This is a genomic window from Paenibacillus solani, from assembly GCF_050475945.1.
GTDB lineage: Bacteria > Bacillota > Bacilli > Paenibacillales > Paenibacillaceae > Paenibacillus_AQ > Paenibacillus_AQ solani_A.
Genome location: NZ_JBCMXJ010000007.1, coordinates 436,081 through 456,497, shown reverse-complemented (window position 1 = coordinate 456,497; position 20,417 = coordinate 436,081). Strand labels below are relative to the sequence as shown.

Annotated in this window: 18 protein-coding genes; 6 read left to right on the top strand and 12 right to left on the bottom strand. The window is 49.6% G+C overall.

All coding sequences use genetic code 11. The features are described 5' to 3' along the window. Positions 1-31: 31 nt before the first annotated feature. The 3 genes from ABEQ74_RS10225 to ABEQ74_RS10215 form a co-directional block, all read right to left on the bottom strand. Positions 32-1,510: a catalase gene (locus ABEQ74_RS10225; protein WP_430122055.1), complete on the bottom strand. Its 1,479-nt coding sequence runs from the start codon at positions 1,508-1,510 to the stop codon at positions 32-34. Between the two features lie 177 nt (positions 1,511-1,687). After that, positions 1,688-2,506, bottom strand: a complete 819-nt coding sequence (locus ABEQ74_RS10220; RefSeq protein WP_430122053.1) for a winged helix-turn-helix domain-containing protein — start codon at positions 2,504-2,506, stop codon at positions 1,688-1,690. Beyond that, positions 2,482-2,877, bottom strand: coding sequence for a Fur family transcriptional regulator (locus tag ABEQ74_RS10215; protein WP_430122051.1), 396 nt, complete (start codon positions 2,875-2,877; stop codon positions 2,482-2,484). Before ABEQ74_RS10215 ends, ABEQ74_RS10220 begins: the two co-directional genes overlap by 25 nt. A 199-nt stretch (positions 2,878-3,076) precedes the next feature. Here ABEQ74_RS10215 and ABEQ74_RS10210 point away from each other — a divergent pair, with 199 nt between their 5' ends. The 4 genes from ABEQ74_RS10210 (at position 3,077) to ABEQ74_RS10195 (ending at position 7,249) form a co-directional block, all read left to right on the top strand. Next, complete coding sequence (locus ABEQ74_RS10210; protein ID WP_430122049.1) at positions 3,077-4,093, top strand: D-alanyl-D-alanine carboxypeptidase family protein; 1,017 nt, start codon at positions 3,077-3,079, stop codon at positions 4,091-4,093. A 143-nt stretch (positions 4,094-4,236) separates the two neighbouring features. Continuing rightward, on the top strand, positions 4,237-4,932 hold the full coding sequence (locus ABEQ74_RS10205; protein ID WP_430122047.1) for a response regulator transcription factor: 696 nt from the start codon (positions 4,237-4,239) through the stop codon (positions 4,930-4,932). After that, complete coding sequence (locus tag ABEQ74_RS10200; protein WP_430122045.1) at positions 4,925-6,022, top strand: sensor histidine kinase; 1,098 nt, start codon at positions 4,925-4,927, stop codon at positions 6,020-6,022. Before ABEQ74_RS10205 ends, ABEQ74_RS10200 begins: the two co-directional genes overlap by 8 nt. Positions 6,023-6,136: 114 nt before the next feature. Beyond that, complete coding sequence (locus tag ABEQ74_RS10195; RefSeq protein WP_430122043.1) at positions 6,137-7,249, top strand: GGDEF domain-containing protein; 1,113 nt, start codon at positions 6,137-6,139, stop codon at positions 7,247-7,249. Positions 7,250-7,251: 2 nt separating this feature from the next. Here the strand turns inward: ABEQ74_RS10195 and ABEQ74_RS10190 are convergent, their stop codons facing one another. The 4 genes from ABEQ74_RS10190 to ABEQ74_RS10175 form a co-directional block, all read right to left on the bottom strand. Beyond that, the gene (locus ABEQ74_RS10190; RefSeq protein ID WP_430122041.1) at positions 7,252-8,196 is read right to left on the bottom strand and encodes an aldo/keto reductase family protein; all 945 of its coding nucleotides are present in this window, start codon (positions 8,194-8,196) and stop codon (positions 7,252-7,254) included. A 78-nt stretch (positions 8,197-8,274) separates the two neighbouring features. Beyond that, positions 8,275-9,384 carry a Ger(x)C family spore germination protein gene (locus ABEQ74_RS10185; RefSeq protein ID WP_430122039.1) on the bottom strand — a complete coding sequence of 370 codons (1,110 nt, stop codon included), beginning with the start codon at positions 9,382-9,384 and terminating at the stop codon, positions 8,275-8,277. Then, entirely contained in the window at positions 9,381-10,490 is a 1,110-nt protein-coding gene (locus tag ABEQ74_RS10180; protein WP_430122037.1) for a GerAB/ArcD/ProY family transporter, read from the bottom strand. Before ABEQ74_RS10180 ends, ABEQ74_RS10185 begins: the two co-directional genes overlap by 4 nt. Beyond that, a complete protein-coding gene (locus ABEQ74_RS10175; RefSeq protein WP_430122035.1) occupies positions 10,483-11,844 on the bottom strand; it encodes a spore germination protein in 1,362 nt (453 codons plus the stop codon). The genes ABEQ74_RS10180 and ABEQ74_RS10175 overlap by 8 nt, the downstream gene beginning before the upstream one ends. Positions 11,845-12,049: 205 nt before the next feature. Between ABEQ74_RS10175 and ABEQ74_RS10170 the strand changes: the two genes are divergently transcribed. Both ABEQ74_RS10170 and ABEQ74_RS10165 read left to right on the top strand, forming a co-directional pair. Next, a complete protein-coding gene (locus ABEQ74_RS10170) occupies positions 12,050-13,603 on the top strand; it encodes an FAD-dependent oxidoreductase (RefSeq protein WP_430122033.1) in 1,554 nt (517 codons plus the stop codon). Between the two features lie 120 nt (positions 13,604-13,723). After that, positions 13,724-13,912: a hypothetical protein gene (locus ABEQ74_RS10165; RefSeq protein ID WP_430122031.1), complete on the top strand. Its 189-nt coding sequence runs from the start codon at positions 13,724-13,726 to the stop codon at positions 13,910-13,912. Between the two features lie 92 nt (positions 13,913-14,004). On the opposite strand, the gene ABEQ74_RS10160 is transcribed toward ABEQ74_RS10165, so the two are convergent. The 5 genes from ABEQ74_RS10160 to rsgA all read right to left on the bottom strand — a co-directional run bounded on the left by ABEQ74_RS10160 (position 14,005) and on the right by rsgA (position 20,085). After that, positions 14,005-14,457, bottom strand: coding sequence for a hypothetical protein (locus tag ABEQ74_RS10160; RefSeq protein WP_430122029.1), 453 nt, complete (start codon positions 14,455-14,457; stop codon positions 14,005-14,007). A gap of 225 nt (positions 14,458-14,682) precedes the next feature. After that, positions 14,683-16,557: an ABC transporter ATP-binding protein gene (locus ABEQ74_RS10155; RefSeq protein WP_430122027.1), complete on the bottom strand. Its 1,875-nt coding sequence runs from the start codon at positions 16,555-16,557 to the stop codon at positions 14,683-14,685. Next, on the bottom strand, positions 16,554-18,281 hold the full coding sequence (locus tag ABEQ74_RS10150; protein WP_430122025.1) for an ABC transporter ATP-binding protein: 1,728 nt from the start codon (positions 18,279-18,281) through the stop codon (positions 16,554-16,556). The genes ABEQ74_RS10155 and ABEQ74_RS10150 overlap by 4 nt, the downstream gene beginning before the upstream one ends. 11 nt (positions 18,282-18,292) lie before the next feature. After that, positions 18,293-18,853, bottom strand: a complete 561-nt coding sequence (locus ABEQ74_RS10145) for a MarR family winged helix-turn-helix transcriptional regulator (protein WP_430122023.1) — start codon at positions 18,851-18,853, stop codon at positions 18,293-18,295. Between the two features lie 122 nt (positions 18,854-18,975). After that, positions 18,976-20,085 carry a ribosome small subunit-dependent GTPase A gene (rsgA, locus tag ABEQ74_RS10140; RefSeq protein ID WP_430122154.1) on the bottom strand — a complete coding sequence of 370 codons (1,110 nt, stop codon included), beginning with the start codon at positions 20,083-20,085 and terminating at the stop codon, positions 18,976-18,978. Between the last annotated feature and the right edge of the window lie 332 nt (positions 20,086-20,417).

Here is a 20,417-nt window from a genome sequence, read left to right as displayed (position 1 = left end):
CGGCACAGCCAGAAACCGGATGAAATAGCTCTTACAGGTTAACGTGGCTTGGATTAGGCTGACTGGCCGGGATGAATCCGCTCAGGTCTACGCCAAGACCAGCAGCGAGTCTTGTGCCAAATTCCACATCGGCACGATAAAAATTACATACGGCCCGCAGCTGGATATCGGACTTGACCTGACTTAAATCGTCAATCAAATTACGAAGCAAATGATCCTTCTGCACTTGTGTAAATGAACGATACAGTTCACCAGCCTGATTGAAATCATCGGTTTTCTCAATGCGCTGGCGTACGACATGCCCTACTAGCGGAGTTTCACTCTCATGGACAGACGGATCTTCAACAGGCCCAGTTGTATAGCTGTTCGGCTCATAGTTTACCGGGGACGGATCCTGATTCACGTTCATCAAGCCGTCGCGCTGATGATTACGGACAGGCGCATACGGGCAGTTAACCGGAATCTGTAAGTAGTTCGGGCCAAGACGGTGACGCTGTGTATCCGGATAAGAGAATAACCGGCCCTGCAGCAATTTATCTTCAGAAGGTTCAATGCCAGGCACCAAAGCACTTGGAGAGAAAGCCGCCTGCTCCACCTCGGCAAAATAGTTTTGCGGGTTGCGATTCAAGGTCATGGTACCAACTGTTAGAAGCGGAAAAAGATCTTCCGGCCAAGTCTTGGTTGGATCCAATGGATCAAATGGCAGTTCGTCCATCTCCTCCGGAGACATCAGTTGTACCTGCAGACGCCATTTTGGAAAATTCCCATTCTCGATGTGTTCGCGAAGATCACGGGTGGCATGATTGAAATCCTTGCCCTGCACTGCTCTCACTTCGTCGGCCGTCAACGTGTTCACGCCTTGAACGGACTCCCATTTGTATTTAATGTAGGTCATTTTTCCTTCGCTGTTCACCCATTTAAAAGCGTGAACGCTGAATCCATCCAATTCGCGATAGTTTGCCGGTGTTCCAAGATCCGAGAACAACCAAGTCATCATATGGGTGGATTCCGGTGACAGGGTCATGAAATCCCAATACCGGCCGGGTTCCTGAATATTACTGTCTGGTGAAGGTTTCAGAGAGTGGACCATATCCGGAAATTTAATCGCGTCCCGAATGAAGAAGACCGGAAGATGATTGCCCACGATATCATAGTTGCCTTCCTCCGTGTAGAACTTCACGGCAAACCCGCGTGGATCGCGCGCTGTTTCCGGCGAACCTGTTCCATGAATAACCGTGGAGAAGCGGACGAGGACCGGTGTCTCTTGACCAATCTCCTGCAAGAAAGCGGCTTTGGTATAAGGCTTCATGTCATTCTCGACAACAAAGACACCATGTGCGCCTGCACCACGGGCATGAACGACTCGCTCAGGAATCCGTTCGCGGTCGAAGTGGGCGATTTTCTCGATCAGATGATAATCCTCAAGCAAAGTCGGACCGCGACGGCCAGCCGTTTTAGAATGTTGGTTGCTTCCTACCGGAGCTCCCTGATTGGTTGTTAATCTATCCATATATGAACCCTCCATCATTTCTATAATTGGATTTAGACTGAATCTAATTTTATGAAATGATTGTAGCATTGGAGTATCCGGCGGATCATGAGTGTCCCGTGAGTGTTCCGTGATCCTTGTATGAAGGTCAGATGAATCCACGGTGAATATGAAAACAAATAAAAAAAAGGGAGGGGATTAATCCGCCAGGCGGTATCCCACTCCTCTGACTGTTGCAATATAGCGAGGTGCTCCTGCTTTATCGCCCAGCTTTTTACGTAAGCTTTTGACATGGACATCAACGACGTTGCTGCCTCCCATGAAGTCCGTATCCCATATTTTGCACATCAGATCCTCTCGCGTGCATACAGCCCCTTCGCTGTCCAGCAGCAGCATGAGCAGATGATACTCTGTCTTGGTTAGATGAATGGGGGTACTGCCTCGATGAACCGTCATTTTGTCCCGGTCAATCGACAAGTCTTTATACATCAAGCCTCGGACAACCTCGCCTTCACCGGACAAAGCCGCAGCCGGGGAGAACAAGCGAATCGTTCGCTGTACCTGATACATTACCGTATTCTTGGAGCGGGCAGGCCATACCATGAGTTCTTCATCCAGCAAGCTTGAGCTCGCACTGCTCATAAGCTCTTCACGTACAAGATACAGGATCGGAATCGTTGTATGTTCCGGAAGCAATAGCTCCTTCTCCTTGCTGAACGCGGCCATATTCCGACAGCCAGTCATATCCGCAATGAGCAGACCTGTATTCAGGGCCGACTGAAGGCGGGGATCCCATTTGCGAAACATCATGACCTCGAAGCAATTCTCGGTCAGGGTGATGAACATTTCGTTCACTCGACCCGGGGAACGACTCAATAAGGCAGCCCGCAAGGTGGTGGGACAAGCATCACCAATCGCCATCGGATATGTCGGACGCATATACGAATTGCCGGAATTCCATTCCGGGAACGAATAAACCATTCCTAATTCCGTCATTTCTTCCGTTTGATTTGACATTCAGGACACACTCCTCCGAATACGACATGTGCATGATGGATAACATAGCTGGTTTCCTCGGCTACCGTTGCTGCCCATTCTTCTGGCACTTCCGTCATGACCTCGTCCACTTTACCGCATACTTCACAAATAATATGTTGGTGCTCGTCTGTGCGGGCATCGTATCGACTTGCACTTTCACCCAACTTCAGCTCCCGGATCAGCTGCTTATCGGCCAAATAACGTAGAGAGTTATAGACCGTCCCGTACGCAAGATTATATCCTTTCTCCACTAACCGGTTCATAATGTCCGCAGCCGTTGGGTGATCATGCGATTCCCGCAGGACATCATATACCGCTTGGCGCTGTGTCGTTAAATTTAAGGATTTCAAGGTATTCACCCTTTTAATTTATTTTTAGATCAAGTATAAATCCTATTCATCAAGAGGTCAACTATCACCAGCATTCCAGACCCTGGAAATCTTTAAGATTTCTTTAGGTTCCGTTAAAAATTCCTTTAGCTTGCCAAGCTAGACTTAGAGAACCAACTATAAAAAAGCAATATAGAGTCATAGGAGTTGATTAAGCGTCATGGAATCATTAGCGAAACATCCCCGAAAACCTCTCTCAACGACTGACAGCTCCCACACCGCTATGAAAACGATGAGCACGCGGGATGCACGGCCAAAACGGCATAAAAAAGGGCGTGCAAGCTTACATCTGCTGTGCCTCCTGCTTAGCGTCATTTTAGTAGCCGTATTCATTATAAAGGTGTTTATTCCCCCTCCCATTAAAGCCAGCTCCGCCATCCTGATTCATGCGGATACGGGAAGGGTCCTGTACGCGATGCATGCCGACCTTGCCCTTCCTCCCGCAAGCATGTCCAAGATGATGACAGAGCTGTTAGCTCTGGACGCTGTCCGCTCCGGGCAGCATACCTGGGACGAGAACATATCGATTAGCCGCTACGCTGCAGAGGTTCCTGGCTCAAGCATCGGCATGCATGAAGGTGAGGTGTACACGCTGAAACAATTGTTCGAGGCGCTCATCATTCATTCCGCCAATGATGCCGCTGTGGCTATTGCTGAGCATCTCGGCGGCTCGGAGTCGGCTTTTGTGGATGCCATGAACGACCGCGCCAAGGAAATCGGTTTATCGGAGCGCACCGTTTTCGCCAATGCATCGGGCTTGCCTGCCGCCGATCTGCTTCCTTATGCAGAAGCAGCTTCTGACGGGGAAACCATGATGACGGCCAGGGATGCGGCCATGCTAGCCAGATGGCTGCTGAATCAACACCCGGATCTGCTTGAAATCACCAGCCAGCGTGATGTGGTGGTTCCACAGAAGAAGCTCTCCCTGCATACCACCAACCTCATGCTCCCCGGCGAACCCTATGCTTATGAAGGGAACGATGGCTTCAAGACGGGATATACAAGCTCAGCAGGGTATTGTTTCACCGGAACAGCGTCGCGCAGTGGAAACCGCCTGATCACCGTTGTCATGGGAACAGGGAATGCCGATCAACGATTTACCGAAACGCGGAAGTTGATGGATTACGGTTTCGAACGGCAAAACATCCTGCCATATTTCCTATCCCATCTTTTTTAGGTCGTGTTTCAAGATCCATTCTTAATCCTTCGCCCTGGAAATTGCAGTTTCTGCGGTAAAGCATCACTTATACGATTAATTTGGGTTACACTGTTCGTAAGAAAACTTTGATTTCAATGGGTCATGTACTGGAGGATGTTTTAATGAGAAGTGTATTGATTGTTGATGACGATAAAGAAATATCCGGGCTGATCTCCATCTATCTGGAGAATGAGGGATACCGTGTTCTTCAAGCCCATAACGGGGAGGAAGCACTGCAAGCCATGTCCAGAAATTCCGGAACAATCGATCTGGTCATTCTGGATGTCATGATGCCCAAGCTGAACGGGATTGAAACCTGCCGCAAAATTCGGGAAACCTCTTCGATTCCCATCCTGATGCTGAGCGCTAAAAGTGAGGATATGGACAAGATCCTAGGACTGATGACCGGCGCGGATGATTATATGATCAAACCCTTCAACCCGCTGGAACTGACCACACGCGTCAAAACGCTGCTGCGGCGCTCCACCCAATACAATGCCGATCTGCATCAAGGAGAGAGTGAACGGATCCAGATTGATGGACTCGATATTAACCGGACAACCCATGAAGTGACGGCGAACGGCAAAGCGATTTCCCTGACGGCCCGAGAATTTGAAATTCTGTATTTGCTTGCCCGTCAGCCAGGCAGAATCTTCAGCGCCGAGGATATATTCCAACAAGTATGGAAGGAAAAATATTATGTGTCCAACAATACGGTTATGGTACATATCAGCAATCTGCGGGACAAGCTCGAGAAAGAGCTTGGGTATAAGCTGATCCAAACCGTGTGGGGCGTCGGGTACAAAATCCATGCGTAAATTGCAGTGGAAGATCATCATGCTGTTCTTTGTCAGCGGTGCCTTGACCTTATTCATCCTGTTTATTGCACAGCAGATCATGCGATTGATCGGAAGGGAATACTGGAAGGAGCCTTGGGTAGATTCCCTCTTCCGGGCGGAACGACTCCTTGTCAGCTTCTTCGGTTTTCCCATTATCCCGACCATCGTCGGAATTGTACTATTTATCTGCATCGTGCTGCTTCTAAGTCAAGGTTCCATTCGCCAAATCAATCTGTTAATGGAGGGAACGAGACGGCTCGCCAAAGGTGAGCTGGATCAGGAAATCCTGGTAAGGTCCAATGATGAACTTGGCCAGATGGCTGTGCAAATTAACCAAATGGCCAAGCAGCTTAAGCTCTCGCTTGTGGAGGAGCGCATGGCTGTCCAATCCAAGAACGAACTCATCAGCAATGTTTCACATGATCTGCGCACCCCGCTCACGTCCATCATCGGTTATTTGCGGCTTGTCCATGAAGACCGGTACAAGGATGAAGTTGAGCTCCGTTATTATACTGACATTGCGTATGATAAGTCGCTGCGCCTTGGAGGCCTCGTTAATGATTTGTTCGAATTCACTCGGCTGGGTTACTCTCCGATTAGCCGTGTTGAAATTAATCTGATAGAGCTGCTCGCACAATTGGCCGTCGACTTTTCCTTAACCGGTCAGCATGAAGGGATTGAGGTCGTCTTCACACCTTCCACCGAGAAGATCATAATCTCCTCAGACGGAGATAAGCTGATGCGTACCTTCGAGAATCTACTGTCCAATGCGCTGCGTCACGGACGGGAAGCCGGGCGGGTGGATCTTAATGTATCCCGGGATGCGAAACAAGCCCGAGTACAAGTGATCAATTACGGTCCCCCCATACCTCAGCAGGCAATCCCTCATCTGTTTGAGCGGTTCTACCGGGCGGATGAATCGCGTACGGATCAGACCGGCGGCTCGGGACTTGGCCTGGCGATTGTCAAAGCCATCGTGGATGCCCACCATGGCACGATTCAGGTATTCAGTACAACGGAGCGAACGATGTTCGAAGTTTGTCTGCCATTACAACCACCCGAAAATTAACAAAAAAAACGTTTATTATTCGACATACAATTCCATTTTCCGATAATATAGGGGTGAATGTCCTCATCGTCCTGCCGTCCTTGTGGCAGGTTACGTGAGAAAGGAAGGATCCCCATGATTAATATACTATTCACCAACTTCTGTATATTTGTGACTTTCTTGTATCTATCCGGACTACTGTCCAAAAAATATGTCGCAGGCGTTGTCACCCCATCGATCACCATCAAGATGAATGCCGGACTGCTGTTTGGCCTATACGGGATCATCTTAATGTACTATTCCTTCCCAATTGATCCCCGGTTCTTTGCCGACTTGCGGCATCTGGCCATCGTGGTCATCGCCAGCTACCTGGGCTGGCTTCCGTCCCTGATTGCAGGGATTCTGATTGCACTTGGAAGGCTGATCCTCTTCGGTGTGTCCAGCTCCGCTGCCATTGCGGCGGCCGGTATGCTGCTGACCGGCATCGTCTGCGGGCTACTCTCCCGTATCCATTGGGACCGTTTGAGCATCATGATGCTTATGAATGTATCCAGCATGCTGGTGCTTTTATGTATCATGTTGATGAATATTTCCGACCACCAGAAGGTATTCACCGTATTCACACAGCACGTTATCATCTCGGTGCTCGCTACAGTGGTCATCTACATGCTTACCGAATATATCAACACTTCCAATAAACTTTTTCTGCAAATGAAAAAGAATGCGGAAACAGATTACCTGACCAGTTTGCACAATCTGCGCCAGTTCGAACAGCTGTTATCTGAGCGCTTTCTTGAAGCCCAGCATTTCAGCGAACGGCTGGGTGTCCTCGTCGTCGACATTGATCATTTCAAACGAATAAACGACACCTACGGCCATGCGGCCGGAGATGTCGTTTTGCAACAGCTCAGCAAAGTGCTGAAGGATCATTCGCGTTCTTTCGATGAAGTATCCCGCAACGGCGGGGAAGAGTTCTCCGTGCTGGTCCCCGAAGCGACGATCCATGAGACGGCCACCATTGCGGAACGCATTCGCGCTGCCGTAGAGAACCATGTCTTCAACCTGGATGATGGAACCTCGCTACGGATTACCATTTCGATCGGTGCCGCCGTCCATCCTGATACGATCCGCTCGAAAAATGCCAAGGAGCTACTTGAGCAGGCAGACCGGGAGCTGTACCGGGCAAAAAGCAGCGGTCGTAATCGCGTTTGCTACGCCAGCGAAATCAATGACTTGATGCTGTCGTAGTTTTATTCAGCTTGCAAAATATCTTCAATGGCCGCCAGTGTGTCACCTGACAGCTTAACGCCGGAAGCTTGCACGTTTTCTTCTACCTGCTCCGGACGGCTGGCGCCTACGAGCGCACTGGCTACGTTATCCTGCCGCAAAATCCAGGCCAAGGCCAATTGTCCGATGGTAAGATTAAGCTCACTCGCTATGCGTTCCAGCTCTTGGACCTTCCGGATGCGGTCTTCGCTGATTTTGAGCCGATCAAGGCCAAGCTTCGAAGCACGGCTGTTCTCGGGAACCGATTGCTTGGAGGCATATTTACCCGTTAGAAGTCCCTGGGCTAGAGGGGAATACACCACCTGTCCAATTCCCTTCTTTTCGCCTAGTGGAATGATTTCCTTCTCGATGTCGCGCTCGAACATGTTGTACAGCGGCTGATTCACCACGATGCGATCCAGCAAATACCGGTCTGCCACAGCCAATGCCGCTTCCATCTGGGCCGCGGTCCACATACTAACCCCTACATAAAGTACCTTTCCTTGGCGGACAAGATCATCCAGCGCGCGCAGCGTTTCCTCAAGCGGTGTTTCTTCATGGTAGCGGTGACAATAATAAATGTCGACGTAATCGGTACCCAGCCGCTTCAAACTCGCTTCGCACTGCTCTTTAATATGTTTGCGGGACAGCCCTTGGTCATTGGGCCCATCTCCCATCTTACCGAATACCTTCGTGGCCAGCACATAGGATTCCCTCGGAAATGCCCGTAGCGTTTCCCCCACAACCACTTCGGCTGCTCCCTGAGCGTAGACATTCGCCGTATCAAAAAAATTAACACCGAGTCCATATGCAGTCTGAATCGACTTGACCGCATTTTCCCGTTCCACATATCCCCCGTACGTCAGCCAGCTCCCCAGACTGATATCGCTAACCTTCAGTCCGCTTCCGCCCAATCTCCTAAAATCCATATGTGAAACCTCCTTTATACAAGTAAATGCTTACCTTTATTGTAACATCTTCCTGTTCAATAGACAGATTTACTCTAACTAACGTTTAAAGCCGGTTGACTTTATTTTTACCTTGACGGATACGTTGATCTTTGCCCGGGCATAGATAGCTTGCCAATCCTGCATTTCTGTCTGATTATTCCAGTGCGTTCCTCCGTACCGCAAGCCGAACCCCAGGGGATCGAGCCCTGTTTTCTGAATTTTCTCCAGCATTTTTTTCACTGCTTGACCTATTTCCTTGCTGAGCTGGGCTTCGATCACGTCGAGATCCTTCGGGTCCAGCTGCTTGGGATCTTCCTTCTCTTCCAATGTCGCCGTAATTCGAATCTTGTAATCAATCGCTTCCTCCCCAGGCTTATCTGTCACGATGTCGTATCTTGACCCGGTTCTGTCTGTGTTCAATTCAAATAATTCACCCTCTATCTTCGTTCCGATATTCGTTCTTAAATTCCGCGAATGCAGGAGCTTAAACAGCCTGGTTTCATCGGGTGACAAAATGACCTTCACTCTTTTTTTATCCAACAAAGCGACCTTGTTGATCGTTAAGATCTGCTCGGCGCTCGCCTCCACAACAGGCATGATCGGATCCTCCCCCACCTCTGTCATACGGCGGGCCAAATCAAAAGAATACGTCCGGATAATAAAGGGAGACTCCGTCCCATCTTCACTCAGGGCCAGAAAAATCGAATTTCCGGCAATCCGCTCCGTGGAAGGCTGAACTTTCAACACGGCTTCTGCCGTCGGAACGGCAACCGCCGGATACATCAGAAGCTGCATATCCCGCCTGCGAACGGTCCAGTCTTGAATTATGCTGATGTTCTCCCGAGCGAAGGCCTCGCCATATAAGATCCCCTTGCAATGCCCGAATTCAAGCTCCTTATCCACTTTTGATTTAACCTCCCGGATGGCTTCCGCGATGCTTGTCGATTCCTGTGTTATCAGTATCGATTTTTCTTCACCGGACTTCGGGTCGCCCGAGGGAATCGCAATTTTGAAGCTGAATCGATGCATACTCGGATTGTCCTTAGATTTATCCACCCCTATGACCAGCACAAACAGCCTCAGATCGATATCCCGAAAATCGCATCCTGGCAGAAACAAAAGAGAGCAGCAAATGACATAAATCAGCCCCCGCTTCAGGACTTTCATGCCTTCTTCCTCCTTTTCTTCCATGCTGCATAGAACAACAGGGCAATGAGCAGGAGTTCACCCATAAACCGGACATCCAGAAATACGATTGCCATATCGTTCAATATGTACTGGTTAATATAAAATGACAATACAAAGATAACCAGAGAAAATAGGATAAGCACCCACCACTCTATTTTTCGTTTTTTGTCTAATGATTCGGTTTGTTCTGAATTGAACCCGAGTCCTCCCAGCATCAATTCCTTGCCCACATGCCAATGAATGATGGAATTTACAAGGGAGAGGCACATATATACCACAAAAAAGATATAAATCATCCGTTCAATGATGAAATAGCGAATCCGAAGGGAATCTATCGTTGAGAAAGCAGGGTACACATGTGCTCCTGCGCCTGCAGCTCCCAATATGCCAATCGGGGCGAAAATCGAAATCAGAAGAGTAAGCAAGCTGGCCACACCTATCGCCCAAATATACCGGGCTCTAAATTTGTGAAAGATCCGGTTGAATACCACCATGTTGATATATCCCGTATAGATATAGGTTGCCGCGGCCATCGTCTTATAGTTGGGCATATTCCAGGCATGGGTAATGACTTGCCTCACCGCATCCCAGCTGAAATAAGGGCTGCTGAAGACACGCCAAGACATATAGGCGATAATTGGCACCGTGATATAGAGGATCATTTCCAGTGCATAGAGAATCGACTCGGAATCCAGCCTAGCGCTGAGTGCCACAACAATCAGAAATCCGGACAGGACAATAATTGGAGATACATCCGGACTGATATAACGGGACGTAATATCGACGAAACTGAGCAAAGTAATAACGCTGGAGAAATACCATGCAAATCCAAATAACATCAGGAGGATGCCAGATATCCACTTAGGCATGACTGAACGAAAAATCTCCGGCAGTCCTTGCCCGGGGAACTTCTGAATAAGTTTCACGAAGGTAAACATAAGCAGCACGCCAATCGGAATGGAAACGGCAATCGACATAAGCGCACCGTCGAAACGATCCGTAATTAAGATGCGGGGGACATAATTGATCAGGTTGATGGTTGCATTGAGCAGAAAGAGATAGTAAAAGTATTTGTTTCTAACCACTTCGTTGATCTCCTTTCTTTCTCCATTCCACAGCAAACATTTTCAAATAAGGTTTGCCGAACGAACGGAGGCTCGTCAGGTACATAATCATCGCCACCATTCCCAGAACGATGCCGACCAAACCGAAGAAGGTTGCCAGTCCAATGAAGACATATTTCGAGACCCTAATGCCGGAGCTCATCATATTGAACGGGATTACAAAATTCGTAATAGCCACGGCGGAGACCAGTATGATCATGATGTTACTTACAAGTCCCGCTTCCGTAGCAGCCGTTCCTAGAATAAGCCCCCCTACAGTGGTGGCCGTCTGACCAATCGCTTTGGGCAGCCGGACACTCGCTTCCGTCAGAAATTCCATTGCAAGCAGCATGAAGAGCACCTCGAAGAAGGACGGGTACGGAACCGTTGCCCGACTTCCCGCAATAAGCAGCGTTACCTGCATCTTCAATATTTCCGGATTATAGGACGTAAAGGCCACATAAAGACTTGGCATTAGCACGGTTATAAACAATGCGATATACCGAATGGTCTTCATAAACCAGCCGACCGGGGGAAGCTGTATTTTGTCATCCATCGATGTGAAGAAATCATTGAATATGGCCGGTAATACAATGGCATACCCTGTAGAATCCACCAACACTGCAATCTTGCCTTGAGATATATTCAAGACGGTCCGGTCGGGGCGCTCGGTCAGCATCAAGGTAGGGTACAGACGCAATCGGGGATGCATCGTGTGCTTCTCGATTTCAGACGCCGACTGCACGATCTCCTGTTTAATCTCTGACAATCGCTTTCGGAGCTCCTTTAATACCGCATCCTCCACCTTGCTGGCATCATACATAATGATGACTCGGGTCTGTGACAGACTGCCAACGGTCATGAATTCCGTCTTCAAGTTGGCCGTTTGGTACCGGTGGCGAATCAGGTTCAGGTTCACTTCGATATTTTCCGTGAAAGAGTCGTCAGGACCTTGTATGACATTCTCTGTACTGGGAGGCTGTATGCCACCTGCATTGACCAACAAGGCGTCAAATAACAACACATGATTCCTGATGAATATGGCTACACAGCCCTTGAGCATATTACGGAGCAGCTCCTCTTCATCTTGAGGCACTAGGCTCGAAGGAAAGGAGCGAATGAATTGTTCGTATAAATCCAAAGACTTGAGTTCGTAAAAGCGATCCACCAGGTTTTCATTCACCACGACAGGATCGCAGATACTTTTTAAATAGATCAGTAATACATATTCATTCTCATTCCTCATCTCGCGCTGCTCGATGTCTCCGGCATTCTTGAAATGCTCCTGCAGATACTTCTTGGCCCGGTCCGCATCCAAATGCTGGCTCTTAGTCATGATTGTTCCCTCGCCTTCTTTCATTCCGAATAACTATTCCTCTAGCTTCTTCATAAATGTCCCAAATTATTTACAATCATCCAGAACCTATAGAAGCTGAAGGAAACAAGGACAACCTCGTTTCTAATCATTACCATGTGGTAATAATGGAGAACAGAGTCTGAATTTAATGGCAATATCCATCGAATTTGAGGAGGAATTGTGAATGAACCCATCCAATTCATCGCATCAAGAGCTGCCGCAATATCCGGAATCTCTGTGGCTGGCGACTACCGACCTTCCCTCTTTTCCTCGTCTGACTGAGGATATCGAGACGGATGTGGCCGTAGTCGGAGCTGGCATAACCGGAATAACGACTGCTTATCTGCTAGCCGAGGCAGGCAAGGACGTCGTGCTGATTGAGGCCGGACAAATCCTGAATGGAACCACAGGTCATACGACAGCTAAGGTAACAGCACAACACGGGCTGATCTACCATGAACTGATGAGTCATTTTGGAGAGGAGAAAGCAAGGCTTTATTACGAAGCAAATCGGGAAGCCATTGAATTCATCCGCAATATCATCGGCGGAGAAGAGGACAAGTTCGGGCTGAAGCTGGAGGATGCCCATATTTACGCCCAACAGGACGATAAGTATCTCTCCAAGCTGCAAGATGAGATCAAAGCTTATGAGAAGCTGGGCATTCCCGGAGAATGGCTGGATAGCCTTCCACTGCCGATACCGACCCTGGGAGCTATTAAGATGCCGGGGCAATATCAGTTCCATCCGACACAGTATCTTAAGCATTTGCTTGAACAATTCCTAAAGCTCGGAGGCAGGATTTATGAGAGCACGACCATGGATGAAAAAGCCGAAACCGAGGGACCGATCACGCTGCTGACAAAACGCGGCGGACACCGGGTTACTTGTAATCATGCGGTTTCCGCATCCCATTTCCCGTTCGTTGATGGGAAGGGACTATTCTTTACGCGTTTGCATGTGGAACGCTCCTATGCCATAGCTATCAAACCCGAGACCGCGTATCCTGGCGGAATGTTCTTAAGCGTGGATGAACCGTCCCGCTCCCTGCGCTCCGCCTCGTATAACGGAGAGGAGCTGGTTATCGTCGGCGGAGAGAATCATCCGACGGGTCGCAGCATCTGTACCCATCAGCATTACGAGAATCTGGAGGAATTCGCAGGAAATCTGCTGGGCGCCTCCGCGATCCCATTTCGCTGGTCCACGCAAGACCTGATCACACTGGATAAAGTGCCATACATCGGCCCTCTCACATCGCATCAAGATCGAATCTTCGTGGCGACAGGTTTTCGGAAATGGGGCATGACGACAGGAACCTTGGCGGCGAACCTTATCTGTGATCAAATCTTGGAGAAGGATAATCGGTATGCTGACGTCTTTAGTCCTTCCCGCTTCCAGGCGGACCCAAGCGTCAAAACATTTATCGTGCAGAACGCTATGGTTGCCAAGGATTTCGTTGCCGGTAAGATGGAAATGTCCCACGCTGATATATCGGAACTGAAGGCGGGCGAGGGCGCCGTCGTGCGCCATAACGGCCAGCGTGCCGGAGCTTACAAGGATGATAAGGGAAATCTCCATCTCGTGGATACGACCTGTACCCATCTCGGCTGTGAGGTTGAGTGGAATGAGGGCGAACGCTCATGGGATTGCCCATGTCACGGATCACGCTTTCGTTACACTGGTGAGGTGATAGAAGGGCCTGCCATTGAGCCATTGAAGCAGCTGGATCCGGAGAGCTGATCAGACGCTGCGTTTGTTCACGGACGCCTAAACCAGAAGAAGTGAAGCTCAGGCGAGCTTCACTTCTTTATATTTATTCTCCAGTATAATGAACTTATCACGTTTGCAGGAGGGACAACCATGGTACTAGGCCCTGAGTATTTGGATCGAATTAAAGAAGACGTCTCGGAGAAAAAAGCAAAGGAGAAGCTGCAAGGCATCCAGCAGCAAAGCTTGCTTAGTGAGTGGTTAATGACTTTGGCCGCTGCAGGCGTGTTTATTGTGGTGGCTGCTATCTTTGGTTTGATTCTATATAACATCCGTTATTAAGGAAACATTATATGCTTAAACCATTCAAAAAAAGGCACCCCGAGGGGTGCCTTTGTCATGTTATGGCCATTCCGGCCCTGGAATCATGCTTCTTATGCAATTTCTGGCGTAAGCACTTCGTGGTACGCTTCCAGCGAACAATCCATGATGGTCCGTACGAACTCCGGATCGATATCCTGGAGCCATGGCAGAGCGTTATTCCAAGCATTCTCTTCAATTTGGAGCGCAATTCGATTCTGCTCCCATTCATCTAGCGTATTATTCATCCGATCACACAATGATGAGAGCATCAGATCCATCGAATGGCCCAGCTCATGTGCAAATACCACCGCAAAATAAGCATGAAACGGCTCAAGTGTACCAAACAGCTGCATACACTGCTGGCGTATGACTTCGGTATACATCGTCACACTATGCGAATCCATCACATATTTCCCGCCGATTAACCGGCCCCCTGGAAAATATGCCTCCGTCTCCACGGTGACACTGCTGCCCGACCGACGTAGAAGCTCTTGCATAATTCGGTTCAGTTCGGACTTATTCAATAATGATCATGGCTCCCTTTGAAAGAAATAAACATTATTATTATAAAAGAACCATATGAAAAAGCAACAAAAAATATGCTTGTCCGCTTACTTCGTTTCTACATAAACCTATACGCCATAAGGTCTCACGGACTTAAATTGCCCTGCTTCATATCGATTATGTCCATAAAAAGAAGACCTATTCTGCAATCGAATAGGTCTTGTTCACAAGCGAAAGCTTCCTCGTTATCCAGCTTCATGCTGGTCGCTAAATTGACTGTTGTACAAGTCTGCATAGAAGCCGCCTTCGGACAGCAGCTCTTGGTGTGTGCCCTGCTCAATAATGCGACCCTTGTTCATGACCAGGATAAGGTCCGCATCCCGAATCGTCGACAGCCGATGCGCAATGACAAAGCTGGTCCGGTCCTTCATCAGCTCATTCATCGCCTTCTGGATGTAAAGCTCCGTCCGTGTATCCACGCTGCTCGTAGCTTCATCGAGAATCAGAATCGACGGGTCGGCCAGAATGGCGCGCGCTATCGTAAGAAGCTGCTTCTGCCCTTGCGATATATTGGAGGCTTCCTCATTCAACACGGTATCATAGCCGTCCGGCAGCGTTCGAATGAAGTGATCCGCATGAGCCGCTTCTGCCGCTTGGATGATCTCTTCCTCAGTGGCACCTTCGCGTCCGTAACCTATATTGTCGCGGATCGTCCCGTTAAAGAGCCATGTATCCTGCAGCACCATCCCGAACAGGCTGCGAAGATCACCGCGCCGAAGAGCCGTAATATCCGTACCGTCTATCGTAATCTTGCCATCATTCAGCTCATAGAACCGCATCAGCAGATTAATAAGCGTGGTCTTCCCTGCACCGGTCGGACCAACGATTGCCACCGTCTGCCCTTGTTTCACGTCGACGTTCATGTCCTCAATGAGAAGCTGATCCGCCTTGTAGCCAAAACTCACATGCTCGAAGGACACATCGCCACGCGGCTTTTTAAGTGCAACAGGCGCTTGAGGTTCTGGTACTTCTTCTTCCTCGTCCAGCACTTCAAATACGCGTTCGGCCGATGCAACTGTAGATTGAATGACATTGGCGATATTCGCCAGCTGGGTAATCGGCTGTGTAAATTGGCGTGAATATTGGATGAATGCCTGAATATCCCCGATCTCAATCGCTCTACGGGTAACCAATACACCTCCGACAACACTGACGATTACATACCCGATATTCCCCACGAAGCTCATAAGCGGCATAATCGTACCCGATATAAACTGAGCTCTCCATCCAGCATCGTAGAGCTTGTCATTAACCTCATCGAATTGCTCCATGGACTGGCGTTCCCGGCCAAAAGCCTTCACCACTTTATGTCCTGTATACATTTCTTCAACATGACCGTTCAGCTCGCCCAAATGCTTCTGCTGAGCCACAAAATGCTTCTGCGATCGCTTGGCGACCATAACAGTAACCACCACACTGAGCGGCAGAGTCAGAATAACCACCAGTGTCAGCAGCGGGCTGATCGTGAGCATCATAATGATGACGCCAACCAGCGTGACCAAGGAAGTGATCATCTGCGCTAAGCTTTGTTGAAGCGTGCTGCTTATATTGTCCATATCATTGGTTACCCGGCTCAAGGTTTCCCCATGTGTACGGGCATCAAAGTATTTAAGCGGCAGGCGGCCAAGCTTGTTATACACCTCTTTGCGAAGATCATACACGGTGCGTTGGGCCACTCCAGCCATGACATACTGCTGGATGTAGGCAAACAGCGAGCTGAGTAAATATAAGCCTGCAAGCCACAGCATGATGGTCTGTATAGCCTGAAAATCGATCCCGGCACCCGGAACGCCCTGCATCTTGGCTATAAAGCCTTTGAACAGAATCGTCGTTGCCTCGCCCAATATCTTCGGACTTACAATACTGAAGATCGTACTGAGTATCGCTGCAGCCAGAACGATTAGCAACTTGCCAGTGTGCGGCTTAAGATAGCGTGTTAATCGGCGGAAGGTTCCTTTAAAATCTTTTGCCTTCTCCCCTGCCATCCCCGGTCCATGCGGACCGCCGCCAAAGGGACCGCCCTTCCCACCGGGGTGTCCTCCCCGTTTCTTCTCACTCATGCGATCTCCTCCTCTGACAGCTGCGAGGTAACGATTTCGCGGTACACATCACTGGAAGCCATCAGTTCCTCATGTGTACCAATTCCGGCAATACGCCCCTCGTCCAGCACGATAATCCGGTCAGCATCCATAACGGTGCTGACGCGCTGCGCTACGATCAGGACCGTAGCTTCGGTGGTTTCTTCCCGGAGGGCTTCACGCAGCTTGGCATCCGTCTTGAAGTCCAGTGCCGAGAAGCTGTCGTCAAACACATAAATCTCAGGTCTCCGCACAAGCGCCCTTGCGATCGAAAGCCGCTGCTTCTGTCCTCCGGATACATTACTGCCGCCTTGCGAAATCTCAGCGTCGTACCCGCCTTCCATAGAGGAGATGAAATCGGCAGCCTGCGCGACCTGCGCTGCATGCTCGATCTCCTCGTCGGTCGCATCCTCTTTACCATAGCGGATATTCTCCGCGATCGTTCCAGTAAAGAGCAGTGCCTTCTGCGGTACAAATCCGATACAGCTCCGCAGCTGCTCCTGCGTCATGTTCCGGATGTCGGTCCCATTGACAAGAATCTGTCCCGAAGTCACGTCATAGAAACGAGGAATCAAGCTGATCAGCGTTGATTTGCCTGATCCCGTTCCACCGATAATCGCAGTAGTCTCACCGGGTCCAGCCTGGAAGGAAATATTGGATATCGCCGGTTCTTCCGCACCTGGATAATAGAAGGAGACGTCCTGAAATTCGATTGAGCCCTTTTGGAGGCCGGTCTCGTGCGGTTGTTTGGGATCGTGGATCTCAGGCATCATGTTCAATACCTCATTGATCCGGACCGCTGAGGCCTGCGCACGCGGAATCATAACAAACATAACTGATAGCATGATTAACGAGAACATGATCATCATGGCGTATTGGAGAAATGCCATGAGGTCACCGACCTTCATATGCTCGGAGTTAATGCGATGAGCTCCAAACCATACGATCGCCAGCGTGGCAAAGTTCATAACAAGCATCATGACAGGCATCATCGCACCCATGATCTTGTTTACTTTGATCGCGGTAGCCGTCAAATCCTCGTTCGCATCATTAAAGCGAACCGTTTCATGATCCATCCGGTTAAATGAGCGAATCACCCGGATTCCCGTCAAATTCTCCCGCAGCACACGGCTGAGCGTATCGATTTTGACCTGAATGGCCTTAAAGAGGGGTATCCCTTGTTTGGCGATGAGGAAAATCGCTAGCGCCAGCACCGGCAGGACGACCAGCAGTACCGTCGTCAGTCCCGGATCTCGGGATATAGCCATCACAATGCCCCCGATACACATCATCGGTGCAATCGCCATCATGCGAAGAATCATTATCGTAACCTGCTGCACCTGCGTGATATCGTTTGTTGTGCGGGTAATCAGCGATGCTGTCCCGATCTTGTCAAATTCTTGCAGCGTGAAATTCTCGACATGAGAAAACACGCGTCCACGGAGAATCCTTCCGAATCCGGTAGCCGATTTGGAAGCCAGATAACTCGCGGCAATGGAACAGACCATACCTCCAATGGCAACGAGGAGCATAAAACCCCCGATTTTCCATATGTAAGGCACATCTCCTTTAACGATACCTAAATCGACGATGTCCGCCATCAAGGTTGGCAAGTAAAGATCAGACAGACACTGGAAAAATGTAAACAACAGGACAAATATGACTGCTGTCCGGTACGGTTTCATATAGTGAAACAGTTTTAGCAAAGCCTCCACCCCTACTCGTTGTCTGAAATTGTTTTATTTGAATTGCGTTTTTGCTCGTGAAAATGATACACCTTCGTCAGCAGCTCTGTCAGTTTCACGCTGTCCTCTTCCCCAAGGAAATCCACCAGCTCGTTAAAGCGGTTCTTGACGTTTAAATAGGTTTGCTGGACAACGTGGTTTCCTTCTTCTGTCAGCCGCACCCGAACAGCTCGTCGGTCCTGCGTATCCATTACCCGCTCCACCAGTCCCTTACTCTCCAGGGCATTGATGAATTGAGTGATCGTCGGCGAGGTAACATTCATCATGCTGCTAATTTCGGATACCTTCATGCCGGGACCGTCAGGCTCGATATGATGTTTAAGACCAATCAGCACACGAATCTCACCGGGTGTATGACCGGAAATCATATGCTGGTCCCACTCCTGCTTGTGGAACATGCGGATGCTGTACAGGAGCCTCCCGGCAACGCTATCTTCCCGCCTGTCACTCTTCATGCATGGTCCTTCCCGCGAATGACTGTCCCTGGTCCCGTTCATTTCTTTATGTGAATCTGGATGCTGTTCCTCTCCCATGGTCCACCTCTTTTCGGCAGCAGCTCGAATGGATAGATAGTCTGCCTATTTATTCGGTTCCCTAACTATATACCCGGAAGATGACCGAAGTCAAATCGACTCCGGCCATCCCATCATACCCATTATTCATCATCATACATCAGCTGCCGATATGCCCCTTTCTGGCCTCGGTCACTCTTGCGAGACGGCTTACCCGAGTTCTTATTCTGACGGCGGGTAACTGCATTCTCTTTACGAGCGATATAGGCCAGCTCCCGCTCCGTCTTCTTGTAATTCGCATACCGATTCGCATCCAGTGTCCCTTCTTGCAGTGCTTCCTGAATCGCACAGCCAGCCTCCGTTTCATGTCGGCAATCATGGAACCGGCACTGCTGCACCAGTGCAGAAATATCCGCAAAGGCTGTCTCGAATCCTTCCTCCGAATCCCACAGCTGCAGCTCGCGCATGCCCGGCGTATCCACCATAATAGCGCCTTCCGGCAGCACGAAGAGCTCCCGGTGAGTGGTGGTATGCCGTCCTCTTGCGTCCTCTTCCCGTACTCCCTGAACCCGCTGCAGCTCCTTACCCGACAGCCAGTTCAGCAAGGTGGATTTACCAGCGCCCGAAGTACCTGTAATAGCGACTGTGTTCCCCTGCACCAGATAAGCCTGCAGCTGTTCCTTCCCCTGATTCGTCAAGGAGCTCACCGCATGAACTGGCACACCCGGTGCAATAACCTCAACCTCAGCGACGTACGCTTCCGGCGAATCGCATAAATCCGCCTTGGTCAGCAGTACGACCGGGAAGGCTCCGCTCTCCCAGACCGCAATCAGGTATCGTTCAATCCGGCGAACATTAAAATCCTTGTTGAGTGCGTTAATGATAAATACGGTATCCATGTTCGCGGCAATGATCTGCTCATCCGGCACGCTCCCCGCTTCCCTGCGCGTCATCGCGGACTTTCGGGGAAGCAGCTGATGAATGACAGCACGGGATTCCCCCGGCAGCGGCTCCACCATGACCCAATCGCCAACAGCGGGAAAGTCGCTTTTGCTGCCTGCTTCGTATTCATACTTTCCTGTGACGATGGCGGATTGTTCTCCCGCTTCCGTTATAATGCGGTACTGCTTCGAGAATTGAGCCGTGATGCGGGCAGGCACGAGCGCTTTGCCCTGCTGGGGAGTCCGCGAGGCTATCAAGCTCCAATGTTCATTCCATCCATAGGTGTGTAATGTTGTCCTATTTTGTTTCATCAAATTCGTTATATCCCCTTATCGTTATTGAATTGGTTGTTAGCAATTTGTTCAAACACAAAAAAACCGCAGATTGGTATCCGCGGCTGATCTGCGTATATGCAAGAAATCAGGGTTTCGATCCCAGTGCGAACCGAGCCGCATTAAAGATCACCCATACCCTTACACAGACACAAAAAACCCGCAGGATACCGTACACGGTCTCCTGCGGGTTCTTTAGGTATGCAGATGAAGACATGTTAAACCAAGTGCCTTACACCTCTGTTACCATTAGAATTTCCCGTCCAAAGAGACCAACGTCAATGCGCCCCATCCACTATGCATCATAACCA